Source organism: Streptomyces sp. NBC_00885 (assembly GCF_045207475.1).
In the GTDB taxonomy this organism is placed as follows: domain Bacteria; phylum Actinomycetota; class Actinomycetes; order Streptomycetales; family Streptomycetaceae; genus Streptomyces.
Genome location: NZ_CP108796.1, coordinates 2,688,295 through 2,713,132, shown reverse-complemented (window position 1 = coordinate 2,713,132; position 24,838 = coordinate 2,688,295). Strand labels below are relative to the sequence as shown.

Sequence of the window (24,838 nt, the reverse complement as noted above, 5' to 3'; positions counted from 1 at the left end):
GGGTTATCAGCGGAGGTTGTCGCCCCAGCCGCTCTGCAGCATGGTCTGGAACGCCCACTGTCCGTCCCGCCTGATCAGCACGTCGGCGTAGCGCAGCTGCTGCGTGCGGCCGTCCATGGTCATCGTCGAGTCGGTGAAGACGACGGCCACGGCGGGGGAGAGGAAGACGGGGGTACGCGTCGACTCGAAGGCGATGTCGTCGCTGCCGTCGCCCATCACCTGGCTCATCGTCTCGACGAACTGCCGCCGGTCCCACTGGGCCGAGGCGCCGTTGCCCGCCGAGTCGTCGCTGACCAGGTTGAGCGGGAAGACGGCGAGGTCCGCCATGCGCTCGACCTCGCGCTTGGCGCTGTGCGCGTCGTAGGCCGCGAACCAGTCCTGGATGCTCGCGAGCTCTTCGGCGGTGGGGGTGTATCCGGTATCGGGCAGAAGGGTCACACTGTCTCCTCAAACTTGACTACGTGAGGGAGGTATCCCCTGCCTCCGTGCTAGTCAAACTTGATTAATCATGATCCTCGGGCAGTCGCAGTCGCAGCACGGTGGTGACCGTGTGCCGCGTCGTGCCCTGCTCCACCTCCGCCGTCAGGCCGCTCTCGACCCTCCGGTACTCGACCTCGCCCACGCCGAGCGCAGTCGCGGTGCCGGTGTTCGTACTGGTCAGCGAGGTGAGCGCGGCCGCGGCACGTGCCCGCAGCGCCGGGGTCAGCGGGGTGGAGACGACGGGGGTGTCGTCGTCCGGCAGTACGAGGACCAGCGCGGCGGGCCGCGTCCGCGGCCCGGTGAAGCCGACGACCGCCGCATCGCGCGCGGAGGTGTGCCGAAGCTTGCGCCACGCGCGCGTGCCGCTCTTGTACGTCTGGTCCAGCCGCTTGACCACCAGACCCTCGACGCCGATCTCGGGCAGCGTCTCGAACCAGGTCGCCGCCTCGTCGGCGTCCAGCGTCATCGGTACGGGCTGGAGCGGCGGCCCGAGCGGGCCGAGCAGCGCGAGAAGTCGCGCGCGCCTCTTCTCGTACGCCGACAGCCGCAGGTCCTCGCCGCCCTCGGCCAGCAGATCGAAGGCGGCGTACGAGGCGGGCAGCCGGCGCGCGAGGACGGGAGCCCGCCCCGGTGTGGCGGCGGCGCGCTTCTGTACGGAGGCGAAGTCGGTGCGGCCGTCCTTCCACACCACCACCTCGCCGTCCAGCACTGTGCCCTCCGGCAACTGCTGTGCCGCGTCCGCGAGATCGGGGAACGCGGCCGTGACGATCCGCCCCGACCGTGCCTGCAGCAGCACCGTGCCGCCGACCCGGAAGATCACCATCCGGTGGCCGTCGAACTTCGGCTCGTACGCGAGGCCCGGCCCGCGCGGCAGCACGCTCACCGACTCGGCGAGCGCGACCTTAAGCGGCGGGCGCGGCACGCTCATGGCAGGGGCCTGGCGCGGTTGAGATTGATGAGCGGGCCGAGCAGATCCCCGTACCGCTCCAGCCGTGGCCCGATGTCGCCGATCCGGAAGACGAGGTTCTCGTGCGCCTCGACCTCCTCCCAGGTGACGGGGGCGGACACGGTCGGCTCGGCGCGGGCGCGCAGCGTGTAGGGGGTGGCGGTGGTCTTCTTGGCGGAGTTCTGGCTGTGGTCCACGAAGACCTTGCCGGGCCGCAGGGAGCGCGTCATCCGGTGCAGGATCAGTCCCGGCAGCTCGGCCTCGCCCTCGACGGCCAGGCTCTTCGCGTACGCCGAGACCTTCTCGGAGGGGGTCGGCTCCAGCGGTACGAGGACATGCAGCCCCTTGGAGCCCGAGGTCTTGGCGTACGCGAGCAGGCCGTCCGCCGCCAGCCGCTCCCGCAGCCAGAGCGCGACGGCGCAGCACTCGACGATCGTCGCCGGGGCGCCCGGGTCCAGGTCGAAGACCATGCGGTCGGCGATCCCCGGCTCGCCCGCCTGCCACTGGGGCGTGTGGAACTCCACCACCAGGTTCGCCGCCCAGATCAGCGACGCCAGATCGTCGACGACGACCTGGTGCGCGTGCTTGTCCTCGGAGCGCGGCACCGCGACCGTCCGAACCCAGGACGGCGTACCGGGCGGCGGATTCTTGGTGAAGAACAGCTGGCCGTCCGGGCCGTCGGGATACCGGAGGAAGGACAGCGGCCGGTTGTGCAGATGGGCCAGGATCGCACCGGCCGTGGTGGCGTAGTAGTGCAGGATCTCGCCCTTGGTGGTCCCGGTGGCCGGGTGGAGGACCTTCTCCAGGTTGGTGAGCGCGAGGCGCCGCCCCTCCACCTCCGTGATCGGCGTCATACGATGAGAATCCCACGAATCCCGAAATTTCGGATGAAAGGGATCAAACGTGCGATCCATATGGAACGGTGCGATCTCCTTCGGTCTGGTCAGCATCCCGGTCAAGCTGATGAACGCCACCGAGAACCACTCCATCTCCTTCCGCCAGATCCACACCGCCGACGGCGGCCGGATCCGCTACCGCAAGGTCTGCGAGCTGGAGGAGAAGGAAGTGCCGCCCTCGGAGATCGGCAAGGGATACGAGGACGCGGACGGATCGCTCATCCCGATCACGGACGAGGACCTGGCGGTGCTCCCGCTGCCCACGGCGAAGACGATCGAGATCGTCGCGTTCGTGCCCGCGTCGGCGATCGATCCGCTCCAGATGGACGCGGCGTACTACCTGTCGGCGAACGGCGTCCCCGCCACCAAGCCGTACACGCTGCTGCGGGAGGCGCTCAAGCGCAGCCAGAAGGTCGCTCTCGCCAAGTTCGCCCTGCGCGGGCGTGAGCGGCTGGGCATGCTGCGGGTCGTCGACGATGTGATCGCCATGCACGGGCTGCTCTGGCCGGACGAGATCCGCACGCCGGAGGGCGTGGCTCCGGAGACCGACGTGAGCGTCCGGGAGGCCGAACTCGACCTGGCCGACGCGCTGATGAACACCCTCGGCGAGGTCGAGCTGTCGTCCCTGCACGACGACTACCGGGCGGCGATGGAACAGCTGATCACCGCGAAGGTCGAGGGCGGGGTGCTCCCCGAGGCGGCCCCGGCGGAGGGTGGCGGCCAGGTCATCGACCTGATGGCGGCGCTCGAGAGCAGCGTGCGGGCGGCGCAGGAGGCGCGCGGGGCGGGCGGCGAAGCCGGCGGGGAGGTCGCCGAGGTCACGCCGATCAAGGGGCGCAAGCGGGCGGCGAGCGCGCCCAAGGCGGCGGCGGGTGCGAAGAAGTCGACGACGGCGGGCGCGAAGAAGACGGCCGCGAAGAAGGCGACGGGCGCGAAGTCGACGAAGTCGGCGGCGGCGACGAAGTCCACGGCGGCGACGAAGAAGACGGCGGCGGCGAAGAAGTCCACGCCGAAGAAGACGACCCCGAGGAAGCACGCCTCGGCCTGAAGGCGCGCCTGCGGCGGGCTTGTTCCCCACCCCACCCCTTCCCGAACTGGGGCTCCGCCCCAGACCCCGCGCCTCAAACGCCGGCGAGGCTGAAATGTGCGGCAGGGCCGCACATTCAGCCCGTCCGGCGCTTGAGGACACGCGCGAAGCGCGTACGGGGGTCTGGGGGCTTGCCTCCAGTTCGGGAAGGGGCGGGGTGGGGAAAGGCCCCGTGCAGCGGCTACCCGCGTCGGAGCAGCGTGTCCATCACCGACTCCAGGTACACGTCCCGCTCCACCCCGGCCGGCAGCGCCTGCGGCACCGCGTGGCTCAGCTGCGTATGGCCCAGATAGCTCGCGTACGCGAGCAGCCCCCGCCGCCGCGACTCCTGTGGCTCGAAGCCCAACTCCTCGAAGAGGTGCGCCACGTAACCCACACGACGCTTCGTCACCCGTTCGATCGCGGCCGCCACCTGCGGATGATCCGCCGTGGCGAGCAGTGACACCTCCAGGGGATCCTCGGCCGCCGTCGCGATCGCCTTCGTCAGGAGCCTGCGCAGCCGCCGCTCCGGGTCCGGCTCGGTCTCCATCTCGGTGATGATCTGCTCGGTGTGGATCTCCTCCCACCGCCCCAGCGCGGCTGCGATCAGCGCGTCCCGGTTGGTGAAGTGCCAGTAGAAGCTGCCCTTGGTCGTGCCGAGCCGCGCGGCGAGCGGCTCCACGGCGACGGCGGCGAGCCCGCGCTCCCCGATGGCGGCGAGCGCCGCGTCGGCCCAGTCGTGTGCCGTGAGTCTCCTGCGTGCCTGCGCCATGTCCATACGCTACCGTATGGCGAAACATACGCCACCGTATGGAGGTGCGTGATGCGCACAGTGCGGAACGTTCACGAACGACAGGTCGCAGCCCCGGCGGAGGTGGTCGGCGCCCTGCTCGACCGCATCTCGTCCACGGACGACCCGCTCAGCCCCAGCCCCGTCTGGCCGCCCATCCGTTTCGATCGCCCCCTGGGCGTCGGCGCCGACGGCGGTCACGGCTTCGTCCGCTACTCGGTCGGCGCGTACGACCCCGGCCGCAGCATCCGCTTCGACTTCACCCCGCCCTCCAACGGCTTCCACGCCCTCACGACAGAGCCCGTGGACCCCGGCAGCTGCCGGGTCCGCCATGTCCTCGAACAGCGACAGGACCTCAAGTCCCGGCTGCTGTGGACCCTGGTGATCCGCCCCCTGCACGACACCATGATCGAAGAGCTCCTCGACAACATCGAGCGCGCCGCCACGCCCGGCACCCTGACCCGGCCCCACCGCTGGTCCCGCCGGGCCCGTTTCCTGCACAGCCTCGTCCGGGACCGGCCGAAGGCGACTGCCGTTCCGGCCGGGGCCGCACTGGCCCATCAGGCCTTTCCCGTCCCGGACTTCGCGGACGCGTGCGCGATCGCCCTGGACCCGGGCATGCCCCGCGCCCCGCACGCCTGGCGCGATGTCCTCCCGTTCGAGGTCACGGCGAGCGCCCCGAACGAGCTGCTGCTCGGTGAGGACGCCGGCCACCTCGACTTCCGCGCCTCGGTCCTCATAGCTGACGACAAGGTCACGCTCACCACCGTCGTCAAGACCCACAACTGGCGCGGCAGGCTCTACTTCGCGGTGATCCGCCGCCTCCACCCGCCCATCGCCCGCAGGATGCTCCGCCGCGCCCACCGCCGCCTGGCCTTCGCGGCCCCTCCGGCCCCGCTACGTGCGCGAACGCCCGCCCAGTAGAGTGCGGCTTCGAGCTCTCCCCGTACCCGAGGTGTCCGTCCGTGAGTCCCGCTTCCCCCACCGCACCGGCCGTCACCGTCGTCGGGATCGGAGCCGACGGCTGGGACGGACTCCCCGGCGCCTCGCAGCGCGCCCTGCTGGACGCCGAGGCCGTCATCGGCGGACCGCGGCAACTGGAACTCCTGCCACCCGCCTGTGCGGGCGAACGGGTGGCCTGGCCGTCGCCTCTGCGGCCCGCCGTGCCCGGGCTGCTCGCGGCCCACGCCGGGCGCCGCGTCGCGGTGCTCGCGAGCGGCGACCCCATGTTCTACGGCATCGGCCGGGCGCTGACCGAAGCGCTCGGCCCCGGTGTCCCGCACGTCCTGCCGCACCCCTCGTCCGTGTCGTACGCCTGCGCCCGCCTCGGCTGGCCGCTGGAGGACACCGAGGTCGTCACGCTCGTCGGCAGGCCCACCGCGCAGCTGGGCGCGGGCCTGTACGACGGGCGGCGGCTGCTCGTCCTCAGCGCCGGGGCCGCGACGCCGGGCGAGGTCGCGGCCTTCCTGCGCGAGCGGGGCTTCGGGCCGAGCCGGATGCGGGTCCTCGAACAGCTCGGCGGGGAGCGTGAAGAGCAGACCGAGGGCACGGCGGAGACGTGGGACCGCCCGCCCGGCGACCCGCTGAACGTCATCGCCGTCGACTGCCGCCGCGCGCCCGGCAGTCTGCGCCTCGGCGCCGTGCCCGGGCTGCCGGACGCCGCGTACGAACACGACGGCCAGCTCACCAAACGCCATGTGCGCGCCGCGACCCTCGGCGCGCTCGCCCCCGCGCCCGGCGAGCTGCTGTGGGACATCGGCGGCGGCTCCGGCTCCATCGCGGTCGAGTGGATGCGTACGCACCGCTCGTGCCGGGCCGTCACCGTCGAACGCGACGCGGTACGCGCCGCCCGCATCGCCCTCAACGCCGAGCGGCTCGGCGTGCCCGGGCTGCGCGTCGTCACCGGCGCCGCGCCCGAGGCGCTCGCCCAACTCCCCACGCCGGACGCCGTGTTCGTGGGCGGCGGGCTGACCGTGCCCGGGCTGCTCGAAGCCTGCTGGGAGGTGCTGCCCGCGGGCGGGCGCCTCGTCGCCAACACGGTCACCCTGGAGTCCGAGGCGCTGCTCGCCGACCGGTATCGCCGCCACGGCGGCGAGCTGGTACGCCTCGCGGTGGCGCACGCCGTTCCCGTGGGCGGCTTCACCGGCTGGCGGCAGGCGATGCCGGTCACCCAGTGGTCCGTCACCAAATCAGGAGATCAACGATGACCGTGTACTTCATCGGCGCCGGCCCCGGCGCCGCCGACCTGATCACGGTGCGCGGCGCCCGTACGCTCGCCTCCTGCCAGGTCTGCCTGTACGCGGGCAGCCTCGTCCCGCGCGAACTGCTCGCCGAATGCCCGCCGGACGCACGCCTGGTGGACACGGCCCAGCTCAACCTGGACGAGATCACGGCCGAGTTGATCCGCTCCCACGAGGCGGGTCTCGACGTGGCCCGGCTGCACTCCGGCGACCCGTCCGTCTTCAGCGCAGTCGCCGAACAGATGCGCCGCCTGGACGCGGCGGGGGTGCCGTACGAGGTTGTGCCGGGCGTTCCGGCCTTCGCCGCGGCCGCGGCCGCGCTGAAGCGGGAGCTGACGGTCCCGACCGTCGGCCAAACGGTCATCCTCACCCGGATCGCCAACCGCGCGACGGCCATGCCCGAGGGCGAGGACCTGGCGACGCTCGGCCGCAGCGGCGCGCTGATCGTGCTGCACCTGGCCGCGCGGTACGTGGACCGCGTGGTCGATGAGCTGGAGCCGCACTACGGCTCCGACTGCCCGGCGGCGGTGGTCGCGATGGCGAGCCGCCCCGACGAAGTGATCCTGCGCGGCACGCTCGCGGACATCGCGGACCAGGTGAAGTCGGCGGGGGTCCTGCGGACGGCGGTGATCATGGTGGGCCGGACGCTGGGGGCGTCGCAGTTCCGCGACAGCCATTTGTACTCGCGTGACCGGGAGAGGCACGAGCCGTGCGCGCCGGTGCCGGGTGCGCCGGTGGCGTGAAGGCGGGGTTCTCCCCAGCCCCCTGGCGGGGCAGGGCCACAGGGTTGCCTCACCGGCCGCGCGGGCACTGACACCAGCAGCCCTCAACTACCCTGCTGTCCCGGGTGGTTGGGGCCGCTGTGCCGAGTCCCGATGCGCCGACCCCGTGTGTATAGGATGCGATGACTTCATGGGGAGGGGAACTCATGTACTTGCACCGTTCGGCCGGTCGGACCGCCGGCCGTCTCGGCGCCGCTGTCGTGGCCTGTGTCGCCTGTGACCCCGCAGCTGGGAGGTCGGCGTGAGCCGGATTTCGGTCCGGGGATTCGCAGCGGCTTCGGCCACGGCGGTCACCGCTGTAGGCGCCGTTACCGGTGTCGTCTCCAGCAACACCGGCCAGCCCGGAGGCGATGCCGAGGCGACGGCAAGCAACATGACGCTTCTCGCTGACATCCCGGGGGGTCAGCAGGCTCAGGTGCAGAAGGCGTCCTTGACGCAGCAGGCCGACGCACAGGCCATCGCCGCCGGCGCGAGCGCCAAGAAGGTCGCCGAGGAGACGGCCCGTAGGCAGGCCGCCGCGGACGCGTTGGCCAAGCAGAAGGCCGCACAGAAGGCCGAAGAGGAAGCCAAGGAGCGCAAGACGGCCCAGGAGACGGCCAGCCGCTCCGCCACACGCGACGCCTCCAGCTTCCCGGCCCAGAGCTCTTACACCGTCGCGCAGATCCAGGCGATGGCGCGTCAAATCGTGGGCGCGGGCCAGTTCCAGTGCTTCAGCAACATCGTGGACCACGAGTCCACCTGGAACTATCAGGCGGTCAACCCTTCCGGTGCCTACGGTCTCGTCCAGGCATACCCGGGCTCCAAGATGTCGAGTGTGGGCGCCGACTGGCGGACCAACCCGGCCACGCAGATCAAGTGGGGCCTCAACTACATGAACGAGAAGTACGGCAGCCCCTGCCAGGCATGGTCGTACTGGCAGGCCCACCACTCGTACTAAGAGGTCCTACTGACCTTCAACGCAGCCCTCCGGACGGGGCGCAATTTCAGCCCGTCCGGAAAGCGCCCCGCAGGGCCCCGCTAGCGCGGGCCGCTGCGGCCGACCACCACCCCCGCGCGGTCGATGCAGATCACGTCCACCACGACCGGCGCCCCCCGCAACACGCCCCACGCCTCGTCCCGCGCCGCCACCGCCACCAGGTCGCCCAGCGGGACGCCCGCCGCCGTGCACAACTGGAGTGCCGCAAGGCCCGTGTTCGCCGTGGAGACGGCTGCCGCGAGGGACTCGTCCGCGCCGCCCGCCCGGGCCAGGTCCGCCAAGAAGCCCTTGTCGACCTGTGAGCGCGCCGAGTGCAGGTCCAGATGGCCCGCCGCCAGCTTCGACAGCTTGGCGAATCCGCCGCAGATGGTCAGCCGGTCGACCGGGTGCCTCCGCACGTACTTGAGCACCGCGCCCGCGAAGTCCCCCATGTCCAGCAGCGCGTCCTCCGGCAGGCCGTACTCCGCGACGACCGTCTTCTCGGACGTCGACCCCGTGCAGCCCGCGACATGCGTGCGCCCCGCAGCCCGGGCCACGTCCACCCCGCGCCGGATCGAGTCGATCCACGCCGAGCAGGAGTACGGCACGACGATGCCGGTCGTTCCGAGGATGGACAGACCGCCGAGAATCCCGAGCCGGGGGTTCCAGGTCGAGCGGGCGATCTCCTCGCCGTGGTCGACGGAGACCGTGATCTCGACGTCGCCGGTCCCGCCGTACCGTCCGGCGACGAGCGCGACATGCTCGCGCATCATCTGCCGCGGCACGGGGTTGATCGCCGGCTCGCCGACGTCGAGCGGCAGCCCGGGCCGGGTGACCGTCCCGACGCCCGGCCCGGCCGCGAAGACGACCCCGGAACCGCGCGGCAGCACCCGTACCGTCGCGCGGATCAGCGCGCCGTGTGTGACGTCCGGGTCGTCGCCCGCGTCCTTGACGATGCCCGCCATGGCCCGCCCGTCCGCCAGCGACTCCGCCGCGAGGGCGAAGGACGGCGTCTGCCCCTTGGGCAGCGTGATCGTCACAGGATCGGGAAAGTCGCCGGTCAGCAGCGCCGTGTACGCGGCAGTGGTGGCCGCGGTCGCACACGCGCCGGTGGTCCAGCCGTGCCGCAGCCCGGTGTGCTTCAGTTGGGCGCTGCGCCCGCCCTTCGCCTCATCCATGAACGGACCAAGACCCGATGCACGTACTGATCCTCGGCGGGACGACCGAGGCACGGCAGCTCGCGGAACAGCTCCACACCACCGTACGGACCACCACCTCGCTGGCCGGTCGCGTCGCCGCCCCGAGGCTTCCCGCGGGCGACGTCCGTATCGGCGGGTTCGGCGGAGCCGGGGGCCTGGCCCAGTGGCTGCGGGAGCACGACGTGGACGCGCTCATCGACGCCACCCATCCTTTCGCCGGGACGATCAGTTTCAACGCGGCGGCGGCCGCCGCCGAGGCCCATGTTCCCCTGCTGGCCCTGCGCAGGCCCGGCTGGGTCGCGGCCGACGGCGACGACTGGCACCCGGCCGACTCCCTGGAGCAGGCCGCGGCGGTGCTCCCGGCGCTCGGCCGCAGGGTGTTCCTGACGACGGGCCGGATGGGGCTCGCCGCCTTCGCCCACCTGGACCACCTGTGGTTCCTCATGCGCTCCGTGGACGCCCCGGAACCCCCGTACCCGCCGCGCATGGAGGTGCTGCTCGACCGCGGCCCCTTCACCCTCGACGGTGAGCGCGAACTGCTGCGCCGGCACCGCATCGACGTCCTGGTCACCAAGGACAGCGGAGGGGCCGCCACCGCACCCAAGCTCACCGCCGCCCGCGAGGCGGGGCTGCCGGTCGTGGTGGTGCGGCGGCCCCCGGTCCCCGAGGGCGTCCCGGTGGCGGCCTCACCGGGCGAGGCCGCCGCCTGGCTGGCTCAGCTCTCCGCCCGGGGGCTCTCGGGATAGCGGCGCGGCGTCCAGACGATCTCCTCGCCGTCTCCGCGCCGTACGACCCGCGTCTGCGAGGAGCCGACGATCAGGATCGTCCGCATGTCCACCTCGGCCGGATCGAGATCGCCGAGACGCACGATCCGTACGCTCTCCTGCGCCCCGCCGACATCGCGGCCGAGCACCACCGGAGTGTCCGCGGAGCGGTGTTCCAGCAGCAGGTCACGGGCCTTGCCGACCTGCCAGGTCCGGCTGCGCGAGCCGGGGTTGTAGAGCGCGAGCACCAGATCGGCCGCCGCGGCGGCGCGCAGCCGTTCCGCGATGACCTCCCACGGCTTGAGCCGGTCGGAGAGCGAGAGCGTCGCGTAGTCGTGGCCGAGCGGGGCGCCGGCGCGGGCCGCGGCCGCGTTGGCGGCGGTCAGCCCCGGCAGCACCCGCACCGGCACGTCCTTGTACGCGTCCTGCGACGCCGCCTCCAGCACAGCTGTGGCCATCGCGAAGACACCCGGGTCGCCACCGGACACGACCGCCACCCGCCTGCCGCGCCGGGCCAGATCGAGGGCGAACTCGGCGCGCTCGGCCTCCACCTTGTTGTCGGAGCCGTGCCGCAGCTGGCCCAGGCGCACCGGCACCCGGTCCAGATAGGTGGTGTAGCCGACCAGATCGTCCGCGGCGGCAAGCGCGCCACGCGTCTCGGGCGTGAGCCACAGCGGCCCCGCGGGACCGGTGCCGACGACGACGACCTCGCCCAGCTCCCGTACCACCGCGGGCGCGTCGATACGGCTCGGCAGCACGGCGACCGAGAAGTACGGCACCGACTCGGGCTCCACGTCCGCCAGTTGGCCCGTGCGCTCACCGGCCATCGTGGCGCGCTCGACATAGCGGGCCTCGTCCAGCCGCCCGGAGCGCTCGATCGCCCGCCGTACGGTGGGGAAGGTGCGGCCGAGCTTCATCACGACCGCGCAGTCCGTCGAGGCGAGACGCGCGGTCAGCTCCTCCTCGGGCAGCGTGCCGGGCAGGATCGTCAGCACCTCCTCGCCCTCGGCCAGCGGTGTGCCGAGCCGCGCGGCCGCGGCGCTCACCGAGGTCACCCCGGGTATCACCTCGGTCGGATAGCGGTCCGCGAGGCGCTTGTGCATGTGCATGTACGAGCCGTAGAAGAGCGGGTCGCCCTCCGCGAGCACGGCGACCGTGCGGCCCGCGTCGAGATGCGCGGCCAGCCGGGCGGCGGCCTCGGTGTAGAACTCCTCCATCGCGCCGCGGTAGCCGCCAGGATGGTCGGTGGTCTCCGTGGTGACGGGATAGACCAGCGCCTCCTCGACGTGGTCGGCCCGCAGATGCTTCGCCGCGATGGAACGCGCGATGGACCGGCCGTGCCGGGCGCTGTGGTACGCGACCACATCGGCCTCGGCGATGACTTCGACGGCACGTACGGTCATCAGGGACGGATCGCCGGGCCCGAGCCCCACTCCGTACAGCCGGCCTGTGGCGTTGACGTTGCTCACTCTTCCTCGCTCGCGATCGCGTTGAGCGCGGCCGCGGCCATGGCGCTGCCGCCGCGTCGTCCCCGTACCACCAAGTGCTCAAGACCCGAGGGGTGTTGGGCGAGCGCGTCCTTGGACTCGGCCGCGCCGATGAAACCGACCGGCACCCCGATGACCGCGGCCGGGCGAGGGGCGCCCTCCTCGATCATCTCCAGCAGCCGGAAGAGCGCGGTCGGCGCATTGCCGACGGCCACCACCGCGCCCTCCATCCGCTCGCGCCACAACTCAAGTGCCGCGGCGCTACGGGTGGTTTTGAGCTTCGCCGCGAGGCCGGGGACCGACGGGTCGGACAGGGTGCACACCACGTCGTTCTTCGCGGGCAGCCGCTTACGGGTCACCCCGCTGGCGACCATGGCGACATCGCACAGAATCGGCGCCCCGCCCCGCAGGGCCTCGCGGGCGCGGGCCACCACGTCCGGAGTGAACGAGAGATCGCGTACCAGGTCGACCATGCCGCAGGCGTGGATCATCCGGACCGCGACCTGGCTGACATCGGCGGGCAGCCCCGCGAGATCTGCTTCCGCGCGGATGGTGGCAAAGGACTGGCGGTAGATCGCCGCGCCGTCCTTCTCGTAGTCGAACACTGTGCTCTCGCTCATTTCGTCAACGCGTCACGGCGCTCGTGCGCGCAGCCGCCACGATGGCGGCGAGTTCGGAAGGGGGCATGCCGGTGGACGGCTCGTCCCCGTGTACGGAGACGTCGTAGCCGTCGGCGGTCGCGACGACGTCCACCCAGTCGCCGTGCGGATGGCCGCAACGGCGTTCGCAGCCGGACCAGTACACGGGCAGGCTCGAAGGCCCCGGGCCGAGAGCCTTCGCCGCGTCCGCCCGCACGTCGGCGAGGGACTTGGCGCAGCCGGGCCGGCCGATGCAGGCGCCGACGCCGAGCCAGGGGGAGGCGGGGGAGGTGATGAGCCCGGCCGATTCGAGGGCGCCGGCGGCCTCGACCCCGGGAAGGATCACACCGCGCCAAGGGGTCAGCCGCAGTTCTCCGTTGCCGTCGTGCTCGGCCACGGCGGCCAGTTCGTGCCACTGGGCAGCGGTGAGCACGCCGAGCGGCGCGACCACGGACAGTGCGGTGGTGCGCCCGTCGGGGCCCGCGACTGCGCCCGGCGGGGGCGGATTGCCGACCGCCGTGAGAGGCATCGTGACGAGCTTGCCCGAGATCCCGTCCGCCGCCAGACGCGAGGCCACCTCGGTCGTCAACTCGGCCGTGCTGCCGGGCAGTTCGCTCACCCGCCAGCAGCGAGTGCCGCTGTCCCGCGCGGCATCCAGGAAAGCCTCGGCGGCCAGCAGGGCGGCACGCGGCGCGTTTTCCCCCCGTACGGACACACCCGCGTCGTCCGAGCCCAGCCGGAGCACCGCATCCGCTGCGCCGACCGCCTGTACGGTCACGTCCGCACCCAGCGCCGCCACATCCCCGCGGCCGTCGTCGAGCGCGAACAGAAAACGCCCCGACAGCCCGGTCGCCGCCTCGCTCGCGCACAGCAGCCGGTCCAACTCCCGTGCCCAGGACCGCACATCGGCCTCGCCCCGCCCGTCGAGCCCGGAGAGCGGGGAGGCGACGACATTGCGCACCCGCTCGTGCCGGGGCGAGGGCAGCAGACCCGCCGCGGCGAGCACATCGGCCAGCTCCCCGCCGCAGCCCTCGCCGAGGCCGCGCAGCTGTACGTTGCCGCGCGAGGTGAGGTGCAGCGAACCGTCGCCGAGCCGCTGTGCCGCATCCCACAGCGCCAGCGCCTGGCCGGTGGTCAGCGCTCCCGCCGGTATCCGCACCCGGGCCAGCGCGCCGTCGTCCGCCGCGTGGAGACGCAGTGTGCCGGGGCAGGCGTCACCACGATCACGGCTCGGGGGTATCGCCCCGGCGTCGCGGGGGCCTGGGGCGGTCGGCATGGCGGCGAGCATACCCACCACCCTTTCCACCTCACTCCCGCCCACCTGCGCCGATCATCACACCCGCAGCACTCCGCCCGGCCGCCTCCCGAGCCCTACTATGCTCAGGCGACGGGCCGGCCGGCCCGTCATCGCCTGCGACGGCGACATGGAGGAAGCCCGGTGCGAATCCGGCGCGGTCCCGCCACTGTGAGCCCGGTCCACACCGGGTGAGCCAGGAACTCCTGCCGTCCACACCGCCCGGGGCGCGGACACCCCGAGGAAGGCCTGCGCTCGCATGCTTCTGCTGCTGTCGACCTCCGACACCGACCTGCTCAGTGCCCGCGCGGCCGGAGGCCCGGTCGCGTACCGGTTCGCCAACCCCGCGCGGCTCGACCTCAGTGAGCTCCCCGCCCTGCTGGACGGCGTGGACCTGGTCGTCGTACGGCTCCTCGGCGGCGTACGCGCCTGGCAGGACGGGCTCGACCTGCTGCACGAGGCCGGGCTCCCGGTCGTCGTCCTCACCGGTGAACAGGCCCCCGACGCCCAGCTGATGGAGGCGTCCACCGTCCCCGTCGGCATCGCCGCCGAGGCCCACGCCTACCTGGCCCACGGCGGCCCCGCCAACCTGGAGCAGCTGGCCCGCTTCCTCTGCGACACGGTGCTCCTGACCGGCCACGGCTTCGAGTCACCGGCCCCCGCACCGACATGGGGCCCGCTGGAGCGCACCGCGCGGGAGAGCGAGGGCCCGACGGTGGCCGTGCTCTACTACCGCGCCCACCACATGAGCGGCAACACCGCCTTCGTCGACGCCCTGTGCACGGCGATCGAGGACGCGGGCGGCCGTCCCCTCCCGCTGTACGTCGCCTCCCTGCGTGCCCCGGAACCCGAGCTGATCGACGCGCTCGGCGCCGCCGACGCCATCGTCACCACCGTCCTCGCGGCGGGCGGCACCCGGCCAGCCGAGGCATCGGCGGGCGGCGACGACGAGTCGTGGGACGCGGGCGCCCTGAGCGGCCTGGACGTGCCGATCCTCCAGGCGCTGTGCCTGACCGGTTCGCGCAGCACGTGGGAGGAGAGCGACGAGGGCGTCTCGCCGCTGGACGCGGCCAGCCAGATCGCGGTCCCGGAGTTCGACGGCCGCCTGATCACCGTGCCGTTCTCCTTCAAGGAGATCGACGCGGACGGCCTTCCGGCGTACGAGGCCGACCCCGAGCGGGCCGCGCGGGTCGCCGGAATCGCCGTACGCCATGCGCGTCTGAGGCACATCCCCGCCGCCGACAAGCGCCTCGCGCTCGTGCTCTCCGCGTACCCGACGAAGCACTCGCGGATCGGCAACGCGGTCGGCCTGGACACCCCCGCGTCCGCGGTGGCCCTCCTGCGCCGGCTGCGGGCGGAGGGCTACGACTTCGGCACGGAGCCCGTACCCGGCCTCGCCTCCGGCGACGGCGACGAGCTGATCTACGCCCTGATCGAGGCGGGCGGCCACGACCAGGACTGGCTGACCGAGGAGCAGTTGGCGCGCAATCCGGTCCGCATCCCTGCGGCCGACTACAAGCGCTGGTACGCGACGCTGCCGCAGGAACTGCGCTCGGCCGTCGAGCAGCACTGGGGCCCGCCGCCCGGCGAGATGTTCCTCGACCGCAGCCGCAATCCCGAGGGCGACATCGTCCTCGCGGCCCTGCGCCACAAGAACCTCCTCATCCTCATCCAGCCCCCGCGGGGCTTCGGCGAGAACCCGATCGCGATCTACCACGACCCCGATCTGCCGCCCTCGCACCACTACCTGGCCGCGTACCGCTGGATCGCCGCGTCCGCGGCCGACGGCGGCTTCGGCGCCGACGCGATGATCCACCTCGGCAAGCACGGCAACCTGGAGTGGCTGCCCGGCAAGAACGCCGGTCTGTCCGCGGCCTGCGGCCCCGACGCCGCGCTCGGCGACCTCCCGCTGATCTACCCCTTCCTGGTCAACGACCCGGGCGAGGGCACGCAGGCCAAGCGCCGCGTCCACGCCACGCTCGTCGATCACCTGGTCCCGCCGATGGCACGTGCCGACTCGTACGGCGACATCGCGCGCCTGGAACAGCTCCTCGACGAATACGCCGCGATCTCCTCCATGGACCCGGCCAAACTCCCCGCCATCCGCGCGCAGATCTGGACCCTCATCCAGGCGGCCAGGCTCGACCACGACCTGGGCCTCGAAGACCGCCCGGACGACGACGGCTTCGACGACTTCCTGCTCCATGTCGACGGCTGGCTGTGCGAGGTCAAGGACGCCCAGATCCGCGACGGCCTCCATGTCCTCGGCTCCCCGCCCGCGGGCGCCGACCGCGTCAACCTGGTTCTCGCGATCCTGAGGGCGCGCCAGATCTGGGGCGGGACATCGTCGCTGCCGGGCCTGCGGGAGGCGCTGGGCCTGGACGAGTCGGCGGCCACCCGCACGACCGCGGACGCGGCCGAGGAGAAGGCGCGCGAGCTGGTGCAGGCGATGGAGGACGCCGGGTGGAACCCCGACGCGGTCCCCGCCGGGCACGGCCCCGAGGTCGCGGCCATCCTCGACTTCGCCTCCCGCGAGGTCGTCCCCCGCCTCGCTGCCACCACCGCCGAACTCGATCACGCCGTCCACGCGCTGAACGGCGGCTTCGTCCCTGCGGGCCCCTCCGGCTCCCCGCTGCGCGGCCTGGTCAACGTCCTGCCGACCGGACGCAACTTCTACTCGGTGGACCCGAAGGCGGTCCCCTCCCGCCTCGCGTGGGAGACAGGCCAGGCCCTCGCGGACTCGCTGCTGGAGCGCTACCGCACCGACAACGGCGACTGGCCGCCGTCGGTCGGCCTGTCCCTGTGGGGCACCAGCGCGATGCGCACCAGCGGCGACGATGTCGCGGAGGCGCTCGCCCTGCTCGGCATCCGCCCGGTCTGGGACGACGCCTCGCGCCGCGTCACAGGTCTGGAGCCCATCCCGCTCGCCGAGCTCGGACGCCCCCGCATCGACGTCACGCTGCGCATATCCGGCTTCTTCCGCGACGCCTTCCCGCACACGATCGGCCTGCTCGACGACGCGGTCCGCCTGGCGGCCTCCCTCGACGAGCCCGCCGGCCAGAACTTCGTCCGCGCCCACACCCAGGCCGACCTGGCGGACCACGGCGACGAACGCCGCGCCACGACCCGTATCTTCGGCTCCCGCCCGGGCACCTACGGCGCGGGTCTCCTCCAGCTGATCGACTCCCGCGACTGGCGCACCGACGCCGACCTCGCCGAGGTCTACACGGTCTGGGGCGGCTACGCCTACGGCCGCGAACTCGACGGCCGCCCGGCCCGTGCCGAGATGGAGACCGCGTACCGGCGCATCACGGTCGCGGCGAAGAACACCGACACCCGCGAGCACGACATCGCGGACTCCGACGACTACTTCCAGTACCACGGCGGCATGGTCGCCACCGTGCGTGCCCTGCGCGGCACGGCCCCCGAGGCGTACATCGGCGACTCCACCCGCCCCGAGACCGTGCGCACGCGCACCCTGGTCGAGGAGACCTCCCGCGTCTTCCGCGCCCGCGTCGTCAACCCCAAGTGGATCGAGGCGATGCGCCGCCACGGCTACAAGGGCGCCTTCGAACTCGCCGCGACGGTGGACTACCTGTTCGGCTACGACGCGACGACGGGCGTGGTCGCCGACTGGATGTACGACAAGCTCACTCAGACCTACGTCCTGGACCCGGTGAACCGGGAGTTCCTCCAGCAGGCCAACCCCTGGGCCCTGCACGGCATCGCGGAACGCCTCCTGGAGGCCGAGTCGCGCGGCATGTGGGCCAAGCCCGATCCGTCGGTGCTCGCCGCGCTGCGCCAGGTCTTCCTGGAGACGGAGGGCGACCTGGAGGGCGAGGACTGACGGAGAGCCGGACCGCGGGCCCCTGGACGACACGTCCGGGGGCCTTCGTCATGTCCGGGGGACGGGAGCCCGCACTGCTTCGGCGGAGGCCGCGCAGCGTCACCACGGACTTGATCACGATTACCTTGAGTTCCCCTGAGCTTCCCATTCATTTTCCCTCCGTTCGGCCTTCACCTCGTGGTGCGCGCAGTCCCCACACAAACCAGCGACTGTCAGTGCGCTGGGGGTGGGGGTTTTGGCCTGTGGCCGAAACGCATGGATGGCAGGGGGTGGTTTTGATGGTTCAGCCGCGGTTTTTGTACGTAGTGCGCGCATCGCAGCAGAGACCGGACGGGGAGGAGAAGCCGGTCGGGTGGCGCCTGGTCGGCGCCAACAACCGTGAACTCGGACGCAGCGCCGACGCGTTCGGCGGCCTCGCGGAGTGCCAGGCAGCGGTCGCTCAGCTCCGGGAGAAGGTGGCGGCGGCACGTGTGCTGCTGACCATGGGCGATGCGGCGGGCAGCTGGACCTGGCGCCTGGAGATCGACGGGCGGGCCGTGGCGGTGTCGGGCCGGCGTTATCTGCGCCAGCGCGAGTGCCAGTACAACCTCAGCCAGTTCCTGGTCGCCGTCCCCGTGGCCCTGCTGGCCGTCGGGGTCACGAGCCGGCCCCGGCCGCGCGCTCTGCCTCCGCGCGGACCTCAGCGGTCCAGATCTACGCGAGCAGAGCAGGAAGACGAAGGCCACGCACGGCCGCACACCGGCGTCCGGGCCGGGGCGGGTGCGCGATGACCGTAACGATGCTCGAACGCCCGCAGGCCGAACCGGATCCCGTGGACGCGCCGCGTGCTGTGCGTGGCAGGGGCGAGCCGGCGGACCTGCTCTTCCGCGGTGTGGCTCGCGGCAGCGGGGCCATCGTGCTGGCCATCATGCTCCTGGTCGGCGTATTCCTCACTTATCGTGCCCTGCAGGCGCTCGACGTCGCCAAGGGCTCGTTCCTCACCACCTCCGCGTGGGAGCCGGATGCCCACCGCTTCGGGATCGCGGCGGTGATCACCGGCACTGTGCTCATCGGCCTGGTGGCGATCAGCTTCGCGGTGCCGCTGGCGCTCGGCACCGCGCTGTACATCTCGGAGTACGCACCGCGGCGTCTGAAGCGGACGTTCATCTCTCTCGTGGACCTCATGGCCGCCGTGCCGAGTGTGGTGTACGGGCTGTGGGGCGCGTTCTTCCTGCAGGCGCATGTGGTGGGGCTCTCCCGCTGGCTCGCCACGTACTTCTCCTGGATACCTCTCTTCAAGGTCGACGGGAGCGATCCGCGCGACCCGCTGGAGACGACGACCGTCTACACGTCCTCCACCTTCATCGCGGGCATCGTCGTGGCGCTCATGGTCACGCCCATCGCCTGCTCGGTGATGCGGGAGACCTTCTCGCAGGCGCCTCCGGGAGAGCGCGAGGGCGCGTTCGCGCTCGGCGCGACCCGGTGGGGAATGATCCGCGCGGTCGTGCTGCCCTTCGGCTGGGGCGGCGTGATCGGCGGCACCATGCTCGGTCTCGGCCGCGCCCTGGGCGAGACGATCGCCATCTACATGATCATCTCCCCGGTCTTCGTCGTACAGCCGCACATCCTCCAGAACGGCTCCAACTCCGTCTCGTCGCTGATCGCACTGCGCTACGGATCCGCGAGCGCCTTCGGGATGTCGGCCCTGATGGCCGCGGGACTCGCACTGTTCCTGATGACCCTTGTCGTGAACTTCATCGCATCCTCGATCGCGGCCCGCAGCCGCTCGGGCAGCGGGACGGAGGCCTGAGATGACCGACCTCCTCGAGAAACGGCCGGCGCAGACGGTGCGGCCCGGCACCGAAGCGCGGGACGAGTCCCCGGAAGTGCGCCGCAACACCTCGTCGGTGCATGCCACGGATCTGCTCGCGCTCGCGGGCGCGGCGGTGGGCTCCCTCGCGCTGACGGCACTCCTGTTCACCTGGATCGCCCCGTTCGACTCGATCCTGGGCTTCGTCGTCGTCGCCTATGTGCTCTTCCTCGTCGTCTACGCCGTACTCGTCTCCTTCGACGAGAACAGCGTGGCGGTACGGGACAAGGTCGCGGCGGTGCTGTGGCAGAGCCTCGCCATGCTGCTGCTCGCGTCGCTGGTCCTGGTGGTCGTGTACACCCTGTGGCGCGGCAAGTCCGCTCTGGTGCACCTCAACTTCTTCACCGAGGACATGTCGCGCACCGGCCCGCTGCAGCCGCTCACCGAAGGCGGCGTCCTGCACGCGATCGTCGGCACGCTGGAGCAGATCGCCATCTCGCTGGCGATCACCGTGCCGCTCGGGCTGGCCTGCGCGGTGTTCCTCAACGAAGTGCCGGGCCGCTACGCCCGGTTCGTACGCACCATCGTCGAGGCGATGACGGCGCTGCCGTCGATCGTGGCCGGCCTGTTCATCTACGCCACGGTGATCCTCATCCTCGGCGTCGACAAGTCCGGGTCCGCCGCCGCGCTGGCGCTCAGCGTGATGATGCTGCCCATCATCATCCGCGCCTCCGACGTGGTCATCCGGCTGGTGCCGGGCTCGCTGCGCGAGGCGTCCTACGCCCTGGGCGCGAGCCAGTGGCGCACGGTGTGGACTGTGGTGCTGCCCACCGCACGCTCCGGGCTCACCACCGCGGTGATCCTGGGCACCGCGCGCGGGATCGGCGAAACCTCGCCGGTGCTGCTCACCTCCGGCTTCGCGGCCGACCTGAACCTCAACCCGACGACTCGCCCGCAGGTCTCCCTGCCGCTCGCGACCTTCGAGTTGGTGAGATCGCCACAGCCCAGCATGATCGCCCGCGGGTTCGGCTCCGCGGCCCTCCTGATGGCTCTCGTGCTGCTGCTGTTCATCGTGGCCCGGGTGGTCGGCGGACGCGGACCGGGTGCGCTGACCCGTAGCCAGCAGCACCGGCGCGTGGTCGCGTCCCGCCGCGACGCCGAGCGCATGGGCAAGCGCGCACGGCTCGTGCCGCAAGCGGCCGCGGCGGCCGGGGATTTCCCGAACCCCGCGCCAGGCCCTCGGTCCGGCCCCGAGCCGGACGCCCGGCCCGGTGCCCCGGGCAGCCCCTCCGGCTGAGACCCGTCGAGCCCGCACGGCTCCCCCATCCCGCACCGCGGATTCCGCACCGCCCTGTACCGACGACACCGACCAGGAGTCACCTGCCATGCCCGGATCGCCTCCGGCAAAGTCCGCACGCCTCCGCCTGAGAGCCGTGACCGCCCTCGCCTGCCTGGCCGTCCTCCTGTTCGGCTTCGCGCTGCCGGGTGCCGAGCCCGCCGCCGCGGCGTCGTACGTCCCGATCTCCGGTGCCGGATCCACCTGGAGCCAGAACGCGCTCGACCAGTGGCGGGCAAACGTCAAGCAGTACGGCATGACGGTGAACTACAACGGCACCGGGTCCTCCGACGGCCGCAACCAGTTCCGCAACGGCACCGTCGACTACGGCGTCTCCGAGATCCCGTACGGCATCAAGGACTCGGGCGTCGTCGACCCGCCGCCGTCCCGCAAATACGCCTACATGCCGATCGTCGCCGGCGGCACCTCCTTCATGTACAACCTCACGATCGGCAACAAGCGGGTGACCAACCTCCGGCTGTCCGGAGAGGTCATCGCCAAGATGTTCACCGGGCAGATCAAGACCTGGAACGACCCGGCGATCAAGGCCGACAACCCCGCGCTGGCCGGAGCGCTGCCCGCCCGCAAGGTCGTCCCGGTGGTGCGCTCCGACGGTTCGGGCACCACCGCGCAGTTCACCACCTGGATGAGCAAGCAGCACACCTCGCTGTGGGACGCCTACTGCCGCCGGGCGGGCCGCACCGCGCCCTGCGGCGCGACGTCCAACTACCCGCTCGTACCGGGCAGCGGCTTCGTCGGCCAGTCGGGCTCGAACGGTGTGTCCGGCTATGTCGCCCAGGGCGGCAACGTCGGCACGATCACCTATGTCGAGTACTCGTACGCGGTGTACACGACCGGGTTCCCGGTGGCCAAGGTGCTGAACGCGGCCGGGTACTACACAGAGCCGACCGCGAAGAACGTCGCGGTCGCCCTCACCAAGGCCCGGATCAACGAGAACAGCTCCTCGCCCGGCTATCTGACGCAGATCCTCGACGACGTCTACAACGACCGTGACGCGCGCGCCTATCCGCTCTCGAGCTACAGCTACATGGTCGTCCCGACCGTGCTGGAGTCGAACTTCAACGCCCAGAAGGGCAAGACCCTCGGCGCCTTCGCGTACTACTTCCTCTGCCAGGGGCAGCAGCACGTGGACAACCTCGGCTACTCGCCACTGCCGATCAACCTCGTGCAGGCCGGGCTGAAGCAGGTCCGCAGGATTCCCGGGGTCGACGTCGAGAAGATCAATATCAAGGACTGCCACAACCCGACCTTCTCCAGCGACGGCAGCAACACCCTGGCCAAGACGGCTCCTTATCCGCCCGCCTGTGACAAGAAGGGCGCGGCTCAGTGCTCGACCGGCACGGGCGGTGCCAAGACCCCGACCACCGTCAACGGCAACGGCTCGGGATCCTCCGGCGGTTCGTCCGGGTCCGCCCAGGGCACCACGGGCTCCGGCGGAGCGGGCCCCGGCGGGTCGGCGTCGGGCGCGGGCGGCAAGGGCACGGCCGGGTCGTCGGCCGGCGCGGCAACCGGCGCAGGCGGTACGTCCGCGGGCTCCGGGGCCACTATCGACCCGGACACCGGGCAGGTCGTCGGTGCCAACGGCGGCGCGGCCGGCGGCGGCAGCGGTGACGCGTTCGCCGTCCCCGTCACGACGGCCACGAGCATCGGGGGCGGCATGCGGACCGCGCTGATGGTGGTGGCGGGCGTGCTGCTGGTCGTGGTGACGGTCGGACCTCCGCTGCTGAACAGGCGCCTGAAGCGGAGTACGTCGTGATCGCTGCGCTCCGCCGCTTCCTGCGGACGACGTCCGTCGTCGCGCTCGTCCTGCTCACCGCGGTGACCTGTGCCGTCGCCGTGACCATGACCTCCGGGCCGGCCGACGCCGCCGACCAGAAGTCCGCGGTGACAGTCTCGGGACGGGGGCCGTACGCGAACCTGAAGGTGACCGTCAGCCAGACCCGGAACCTGGTCAACCAGGTGGTGAAGGTCTCCTGGAAGGGCGGCGCACCCACGGTCTCGGACACCACGTACGCGGCCAACTACCTCCAGATCATGCAGTGCTGGGGGGACAGCCCCGACAAGTGCCAGTTCGGCGGCTCGTCCGCGCAGGACACGGCCGGCACCGCCGGTGCGTACACCAACACCCGGCAGCTGACCTACGGCGGACTGAAGGACCCGGACCAGACGCTCCCGCCGCCGACCAGCACCGGTATCTCGTACGTCCCGTTCAAGTCGGCGACCGGCGATGTGATCACGAAGGGGAACTGGAACGAGTTCTACGACGTGAACACCACGAACGAGACCCCTTACGCCCGCAGCGGCCCCGACGGCAGGGGCGAGGTGTACTTCGAGACCCAGACGGCCCTGGAGGCACCCGGTCTGGGCTGCGGCGAGGTGGCGGCCGGTGCCTCGAACGCGACGGCCGGCCGGCCCTGCTGGCTCGTCATCGTGCCGCGCGGCGAGAGCGAGGTGGACGGCGGCTCGTACCACTCCCAGCCGAGCGGGCTCCTGCAGTCCTCGCCGCTCACCGCGAGCAACTGGAAGCAACGGCTCGTCGTGCCGCTCGGGTTCGAGCCGATGGGCAATTTCTGCCCGATCGGCGCCGACGAGCGCAGCACCCTCGGCCACGAGATCGCCGCCGAGGCCATCTCCCGCTGGCAGCCCGCCCTGTGCCAGTCGGCGAGCAAGACGATCTACGGCTTCGCCCAGGTGACCGACGACACCGCCCGGGCCAAGCTGGTCTCCGGCAAGCCCGGAATGGTCTTCCTCGGCCATCCGGCCACCGCCGGCCAGGTGCCGTCCGGCCGGCGTCCCGTCTATGCGCCCATGACGCTGTCCGGGCTGACCATCGGCTTCTTCGTCGAGAGCCAGGCCGGATTCAACGCACCGGGTACGGTCACGGCGCGCAACGGAACACGGCTGACCGGACTCAATCTCACCCCGAGGCTGGTCGCCAAGCTGCTCACCGAGTCCTATCAGGACGGCAATTCGCGCCTCGCGCCGAGCACCGCCGAGAATCCGTTCAACCTGGCGCGCGACCCGGAGTTCATCAAGTACAACCCGGACTACAAGGACCTCGAATTCCGCAGCAGCCTGGGCGACGTGCTCGTACCCGAGGCCCTTTCCGACTCGGCGTGGGAGCTGTGGAACTGGGTGGACAAGGACCCGGCCGCCCGGGAGTTCCTGAGCGGCACCGCCGACAATCAGGGGCGGTACGGCAGCCGGGACTTCTCCGGGATGAAGGTCAACCCGCACTACCGGAAGGTCGAACTGCCGAGGAACGAGTTCCCGAAGAGCGACCCGTTCTGCCAGGAGTTCCCGAACAACCCGGGCCAGCCACCGCTGTGCATCCAGGACAAGCATCCGTACGCCTCCGACATGCACACCGCCGCCCGCGCCGCCGCCCGCGGCGACACCCTGGCCCGCGCGAGCTGGGACAACACCAGCACGCCGCCCGGCTACAAGAAGACCCCGCCGCAGACCGCCGGCAAGCGCGCCGTCCTCGCCCTGACCGACACCGCGACGGCCGCCCGCTACGGCCTGGTGACCGCGAAGCTCCAGAACGCCGCGGGCCGGTTCGTGGGCCCCGACACCGCCGGTCTGCTCGCGGGCCAGGCGGCGATGAAGCCCAGCGGCGTCGGCGGGGTCGTGAGCCCCAACCCGGCCACGAAGGCCGCGAACGCCTACCCGCTCACCCTGCTCACCTACGCCGCGACCGTGCCCGAACAGCTGACCAAGCAGGAGGGCCAGGACTACGCGGCCTTCCTGAAGTACGCGGTGGGCAACGGACAGCGGCCGGGTGTGTCGGCCGGAACCCTCCCGGAGGGATACGCCCCGCTGCCGGGGAGCGTGCGTGCCGTGGCGCGTGCCGCTGCCGACGCCATCGCGTCCCGGGCCGGCACCTCGCCGTCCACCCACACTCCCGGCGGTGACGCCGGCGGATCCAACGCGGGCTCGGACTCGTCCGGCGGCGCCGCGGCAGGCGTGGCTGGAGGTGACGCGAGCGGCGGTGGCGCGGCAGCCGGCGGAAAGCCGAGCGCGGGCGGGACCGCGTCCTCCCCGGCAGCGACCACGAAGCCGACCGGATCGCCGTCCGCCGCGGCAGCCGCCGCCTCCGACGAACCGATCATCCGCACTCCGGCCTGGGCGCTCGGCGCCGTGCGCTACGCCCTCCTGATCGCGCTCATCGTCGGGCTCGCCGCCGCGGTCAGCGGCCCCCTCCTGCCGAGGGTGCTGCCGCGGCTGGCGGCAGGTCTTTCGGCCTGGCGCGCCGGGGCCAACAGGCCCGGCAGCGAAGGGAGGTGATGCCCGGACTCGAATCAGCGA

At 71.9% G+C, this 24,838-nt stretch carries 20 protein-coding genes and 1 riboswitch; of the genes, 12 read left to right on the top strand and 8 right to left on the bottom strand.

Annotated elements, in window-relative coordinates; genetic code table 11:
* Positions 1-6 precede the first annotated feature (6 nt).
* From OHA61_RS11850 to ligD, 3 genes are all read right to left on the bottom strand, one after another.
* Positions 7-438: a nuclear transport factor 2 family protein gene (locus OHA61_RS11850; RefSeq protein ID WP_406303045.1), complete on the bottom strand. Its 432-nt coding sequence runs from the start codon at positions 436-438 to the stop codon at positions 7-9.
* 64 nt (positions 439-502) lie between these two features.
* Complete coding sequence (locus OHA61_RS11845) at positions 503-1,408, bottom strand: RNA ligase family protein (RefSeq protein WP_406303044.1); 906 nt, start codon at positions 1,406-1,408, stop codon at positions 503-505.
* Positions 1,405-2,280 (bottom strand): non-homologous end-joining DNA ligase, encoded by an 876-nt coding sequence (ligD, locus tag OHA61_RS11840; protein WP_406303043.1) that lies wholly within the window; start codon positions 2,278-2,280, stop codon positions 1,405-1,407. Before ligD ends, OHA61_RS11845 begins: the two co-directional genes overlap by 4 nt.
* Before the next feature lie 49 nt (positions 2,281-2,329).
* Here ligD and OHA61_RS11835 point away from each other — a divergent pair, with 49 nt between their 5' ends.
* Complete coding sequence (locus OHA61_RS11835) at positions 2,330-3,370, top strand: Ku protein (RefSeq protein WP_406303042.1); 1,041 nt, start codon at positions 2,330-2,332, stop codon at positions 3,368-3,370.
* 220 nt (positions 3,371-3,590) lie between these two features.
* On the opposite strand, the gene OHA61_RS11830 is transcribed toward OHA61_RS11835, so the two are convergent.
* A complete protein-coding gene (locus tag OHA61_RS11830; protein ID WP_406303041.1) occupies positions 3,591-4,160 on the bottom strand; it encodes a TetR/AcrR family transcriptional regulator in 570 nt (189 codons plus the stop codon).
* Positions 4,161-4,211: 51 nt separating this feature from the next.
* On the opposite strand from OHA61_RS11830, the gene OHA61_RS11825 reads away from it, so the two are divergent.
* The 4 genes from OHA61_RS11825 (at position 4,212) to OHA61_RS11810 (ending at position 8,137) form a co-directional block, all read left to right on the top strand.
* Entirely contained in the window at positions 4,212-5,102 is an 891-nt protein-coding gene (locus tag OHA61_RS11825) for a DUF2867 domain-containing protein (RefSeq protein ID WP_406303040.1), read from the top strand.
* Between the two features lie 41 nt (positions 5,103-5,143).
* Complete coding sequence (gene cbiE / locus OHA61_RS11820; protein ID WP_406303039.1) at positions 5,144-6,385, top strand: precorrin-6y C5,15-methyltransferase (decarboxylating) subunit CbiE; 1,242 nt, start codon at positions 5,144-5,146, stop codon at positions 6,383-6,385.
* Complete coding sequence (gene cobM / locus OHA61_RS11815; RefSeq protein WP_406303038.1) at positions 6,382-7,161, top strand: precorrin-4 C(11)-methyltransferase; 780 nt, start codon at positions 6,382-6,384, stop codon at positions 7,159-7,161. Before cbiE ends, cobM begins: the two co-directional genes overlap by 4 nt.
* A 280-nt stretch (positions 7,162-7,441) precedes the next feature.
* Complete coding sequence (locus tag OHA61_RS11810; protein ID WP_406303037.1) at positions 7,442-8,137, top strand: transglycosylase SLT domain-containing protein; 696 nt, start codon at positions 7,442-7,444, stop codon at positions 8,135-8,137.
* An 80-nt stretch (positions 8,138-8,217) separates the two neighbouring features.
* On the opposite strand, the gene OHA61_RS11805 is transcribed toward OHA61_RS11810, so the two are convergent.
* Positions 8,218-9,333, bottom strand: coding sequence for a cobalt-precorrin-5B (C(1))-methyltransferase (locus OHA61_RS11805; RefSeq protein ID WP_406303036.1), 1,116 nt, complete (start codon positions 9,331-9,333; stop codon positions 8,218-8,220).
* A 17-nt stretch (positions 9,334-9,350) separates the two neighbouring features.
* Here OHA61_RS11805 and OHA61_RS11800 point away from each other — a divergent pair, with 17 nt between their 5' ends.
* Entirely contained in the window at positions 9,351-10,100 is a 750-nt protein-coding gene (locus OHA61_RS11800) for a cobalt-precorrin-6A reductase (protein WP_406303035.1), read from the top strand.
* Here the strand turns inward: OHA61_RS11800 and OHA61_RS11795 are convergent.
* Genes OHA61_RS11795 through cobG form a run of 3 tightly spaced genes read right to left on the bottom strand, consistent with a single transcriptional unit; the run spans position 10,070 to position 13,531 of the window.
* The gene (locus tag OHA61_RS11795) at positions 10,070-11,587 is read right to left on the bottom strand and encodes a precorrin-2 C(20)-methyltransferase (protein WP_406303034.1); all 1,518 of its coding nucleotides are present in this window, start codon (positions 11,585-11,587) and stop codon (positions 10,070-10,072) included. The two genes, OHA61_RS11800 and OHA61_RS11795, sit on opposite strands and share 31 nt — an antisense overlap.
* Positions 11,584-12,210, bottom strand: coding sequence for a precorrin-8X methylmutase (locus tag OHA61_RS11790; RefSeq protein WP_406307325.1), 627 nt, complete (start codon positions 12,208-12,210; stop codon positions 11,584-11,586). The genes OHA61_RS11795 and OHA61_RS11790 overlap by 4 nt, the downstream gene beginning before the upstream one ends.
* Before the next feature lie 19 nt (positions 12,211-12,229).
* The gene (gene cobG, locus OHA61_RS11785; RefSeq protein WP_406307323.1) at positions 12,230-13,531 is read right to left on the bottom strand and encodes a precorrin-3B synthase; all 1,302 of its coding nucleotides are present in this window, start codon (positions 13,529-13,531) and stop codon (positions 12,230-12,232) included.
* A 119-nt stretch (positions 13,532-13,650) separates the two neighbouring features.
* Positions 13,651-13,743, top strand: a riboswitch (cobalamin riboswitch).
* Between the two features lie 53 nt (positions 13,744-13,796).
* On the opposite strand from cobG, the gene cobN reads away from it, so the two are divergent.
* The 6 genes from cobN (at position 13,797) to OHA61_RS11755 (ending at position 24,817) form a co-directional block, all read left to right on the top strand.
* Positions 13,797-17,384 (top strand): cobaltochelatase subunit CobN, encoded by a 3,588-nt coding sequence (gene cobN, locus OHA61_RS11780; RefSeq protein WP_406303033.1) that lies wholly within the window; start codon positions 13,797-13,799, stop codon positions 17,382-17,384.
* 278 nt (positions 17,385-17,662) lie between these two features.
* Positions 17,663-18,154 (top strand): hypothetical protein, encoded by a 492-nt coding sequence (locus tag OHA61_RS11775; RefSeq protein ID WP_361914220.1) that lies wholly within the window; start codon positions 17,663-17,665, stop codon positions 18,152-18,154.
* Entirely contained in the window at positions 18,151-19,173 is a 1,023-nt protein-coding gene (pstC, locus tag OHA61_RS11770) for a phosphate ABC transporter permease subunit PstC (protein ID WP_389370272.1), read from the top strand. Before OHA61_RS11775 ends, pstC begins: the two co-directional genes overlap by 4 nt.
* Before the next feature lies 1 nt (position 19,174).
* Positions 19,175-20,470 (top strand): phosphate ABC transporter permease PstA, encoded by a 1,296-nt coding sequence (pstA, locus tag OHA61_RS11765; protein WP_406303032.1) that lies wholly within the window; start codon positions 19,175-19,177, stop codon positions 20,468-20,470.
* A gap of 88 nt (positions 20,471-20,558) precedes the next feature.
* Positions 20,559-22,286 carry a phosphate ABC transporter substrate-binding protein PstS gene (gene pstS / locus OHA61_RS11760; protein WP_406303031.1) on the top strand — a complete coding sequence of 576 codons (1,728 nt, stop codon included), beginning with the start codon at positions 20,559-20,561 and terminating at the stop codon, positions 22,284-22,286.
* Positions 22,283-24,817, top strand: a complete 2,535-nt coding sequence (locus OHA61_RS11755) for a hypothetical protein (RefSeq protein WP_406303030.1) — start codon at positions 22,283-22,285, stop codon at positions 24,815-24,817. The genes pstS and OHA61_RS11755 overlap by 4 nt, the downstream gene beginning before the upstream one ends.
* Positions 24,818-24,838: the final 21 nt, after the last annotated feature.

Excerpts from the sequence above, each read along its gene's own strand:
- OHA61_RS11830 (WP_406303041.1), bottom strand. The coding sequence starts at position 4,160 with ATGGCGCAGGCACGCAGGAGACTCACGGCACACGACTGGGCCGACGCG.
- OHA61_RS11845 (WP_406303044.1), bottom strand. The coding sequence starts at position 1,408 with ATGAGCGTGCCGCGCCCGCCGCTTAAGGTCGCGCTCGCCGAGTCGGTG.
- pstS (WP_406303031.1), top strand. The coding sequence starts at position 20,559 with ATGCCCGGATCGCCTCCGGCAAAGTCCGCACGCCTCCGCCTGAGAGCC.
- OHA61_RS11775 (WP_361914220.1), top strand. The coding sequence starts at position 17,663 with ATGGTTCAGCCGCGGTTTTTGTACGTAGTGCGCGCATCGCAGCAGAGA.
- cobM (WP_406303038.1), top strand. The coding sequence starts at position 6,382 with ATGACCGTGTACTTCATCGGCGCCGGCCCCGGCGCCGCCGACCTGATC.
- cobG (WP_406307323.1), bottom strand. The coding sequence starts at position 13,531 with ATGCTCGCCGCCATGCCGACCGCCCCAGGCCCCCGCGACGCCGGGGCG.
- pstA (WP_406303032.1), top strand. The coding sequence starts at position 19,175 with ATGACCGACCTCCTCGAGAAACGGCCGGCGCAGACGGTGCGGCCCGGC.
- pstC (WP_389370272.1), top strand. The coding sequence starts at position 18,151 with ATGACCGTAACGATGCTCGAACGCCCGCAGGCCGAACCGGATCCCGTG.
- ligD (WP_406303043.1), bottom strand. The coding sequence starts at position 2,280 with ATGACGCCGATCACGGAGGTGGAGGGGCGGCGCCTCGCGCTCACCAAC.
- cobN (WP_406303033.1), top strand. The coding sequence starts at position 13,797 with ATGCTTCTGCTGCTGTCGACCTCCGACACCGACCTGCTCAGTGCCCGC.
- OHA61_RS11805 (WP_406303036.1), bottom strand. The coding sequence starts at position 9,333 with ATGGATGAGGCGAAGGGCGGGCGCAGCGCCCAACTGAAGCACACCGGG.
- OHA61_RS11825 (WP_406303040.1), top strand. The coding sequence starts at position 4,212 with ATGCGCACAGTGCGGAACGTTCACGAACGACAGGTCGCAGCCCCGGCG.
- OHA61_RS11800 (WP_406303035.1), top strand. The coding sequence starts at position 9,351 with ATGCACGTACTGATCCTCGGCGGGACGACCGAGGCACGGCAGCTCGCG.